Raw genomic sequence first — 2,176 nt, forward strand, 5'->3', positions numbered from 1 at the left:
AAATGGAGTATTATATCAGTTTTGGGTAAAAGATGTAAGCACAAACAAATGGAAGATGATACAAGACTATAGTAAGAGTAGTGCTCGGTGGACGCCGACAAAGCCAGGAAAGTATCTATATGGAGTACATATAAAAGACGAAAAAAGCAATCAAAGTTTAGATGCACATTTGTATAAGGAAATAACAATAGACTTGCAGATAAATTATACTAGCTATAGTTATTCACTTAAACACATACTAGATAAACAAATGAAGGTAAATCCACAGACAGATTATTATAATGGAAATTGGCAATTAGCAGAAGAAGCTGATGTAAAATATTTTTTAAATCCTGATAATTTTAATAAAGATAGAGTATCAGCACTGATAATAAACACGAATGTTGACCCTTTAAGTGTTAGAACGTTACCAAGCCTAACAGGTTTAGAGATAACTAAAGTACCTAAAGGAGCTACTTATGCTATACTAGAGCAAAAGAACGGCTGGTATAAAATTATTGCAAATGGAACAAGGATAGGATGGGTTTCTGGAGATTATGTCAAATTGACGACTATAGAGAATGATCAAAAGTTCCAGTTTTTAGATTTATCAAAAGTAGCAGGTATAAGTGTACAAGATCTAAATAATATACTTAGTGACGACAAAGGGAACCTTGAGAATACAGGAAGTACTTTTATACAAGCGAGTAAAACATATAGTGTCAACGAGATATACTTAGTATCACATGCATTGCTTGAAACAGGAAATGGAAAGTCTGATTGGGTAACTGGAATACTAGTCGATGCCAATGGAGAATTAATTAATGCCAATGGAGATCTAATAGATAGCAAAGGTAAATTATTAGGCGGTAAAGGAAAGACTCCTTATGTTACAGTATATAATATGTTCGGAATAGGTGCAGTTGATAGTGATCCTAAAAGATTAGGTGCTAAAAGAGCTTTTCAAGAAGGATGGACTTCAGTAGAAAAAGCAATAGTAGGAGGAGCAAAATTTGTATCAGAATCTTATATTAACCATGCCACATATAAACAGAATACACTATATAAGATGAGATGGAATCCGGGTAATAATTCTTCAAATGCAGCACACCAATATGCTTCTGACATAGCATGGGCTTACAAGCAAATCCGTAATATTAAAAGATTATATGATGTATGTAATGACAACTACATTTTATACTTTGATATACCAAAGTATAACTAGTAAATACTTTATTTTAAGTGGAGGTAAGATATTGATTTTATCTCTACTTATATTTAACTACAAAATAATAGTCAAAATAGTATCAATATGAAAATGATTCTAATTACAATAGCAATAATAATTTGAATTATATATAAGGGGGAAATAATGTACATCAAAAGAAAAACTGCTAGAATAATTATCGGAATAATATTGCTCTCTATTTTATCTATAAACTTTAGTGTTGATTATGCTATAGCTCAAGAAACAACGCCAATTATGGGTGAGTCACAAGCAAGTAAAGAACAAATGGTTCAATATTATACTGAAAATTCTGATGTTACATATCCACAAGAATTTCTTGATAAAAATATCGATTTAGAAAAGTTTGTAGGTTTAATTTACGACGAAGCAGTAGTAGAGGGAGTAAGAGCGGACGTAGCTATTGCACAAATAATAGTAAATACTAATTGGCTTAAATTTGATAGAGAAGTTAGTATAAATAATAATAATTTTGGTAGTTTAAAAAATCTTGATGGTACATATGAGTCATTTAATTTCATACAAGAAGGGATAAGAGCTAATATACAACATCTTAAAGCACATGCAAGTACGGAACCATTAAATCAAGAATGCGTTGATCCAGAATATGATTTAATAGAGCCAAAAGGGTTATCCCCAAATGTAGAAGATTTGGAAAATGAAGACTCGGAGTACAGCAATAAAATAATTAATATATTACGACAAATAATTAGTACAGAAATAAAACTATTAACAGATAACATGCTACATGAAGATGAAGATGAAGAAGATGAATTGTTACTAGATAGTACAGCAACTATAACAAATACTGAAGTAGAATCAAGTGACATTACGGATAAATCAATAGTAACCGTAGATGTGTTAAACATAGACGGAACAGGATATACAGGAAATACGCATACTATAAGGTCAAGTGGTACAAGTGAAAATGGAGTATTGTATCAATTCTGG

2 protein-coding genes are annotated in these 2,176 nt (G+C 31.0%); both read left to right on the forward strand.

Features of this window, described 5'->3' with window-relative positions:
• Positions 1 to 1,204, forward strand: a 1,204-nt coding sequence (locus GC105_RS16560) for an N-acetylglucosaminidase (protein ID WP_152807042.1), incomplete at its 5' end; no start/stop codon positions are given.
• Between the two features lie 147 nt (positions 1,205 to 1,351).
• Positions 1,352 to 2,176, forward strand: an 825-nt coding sequence (locus tag GC105_RS16565; protein ID WP_193708469.1) for a glucosaminidase domain-containing protein, incomplete at its 3' end; no start/stop codon positions are given.

It is taken from the genome of Alkalibaculum sporogenes (assembly GCF_009362815.1).
Classification (GTDB): Bacteria; Bacillota; Clostridia; order Eubacteriales; family Alkalibacteraceae; genus Alkalibaculum_A; species Alkalibaculum_A sporogenes.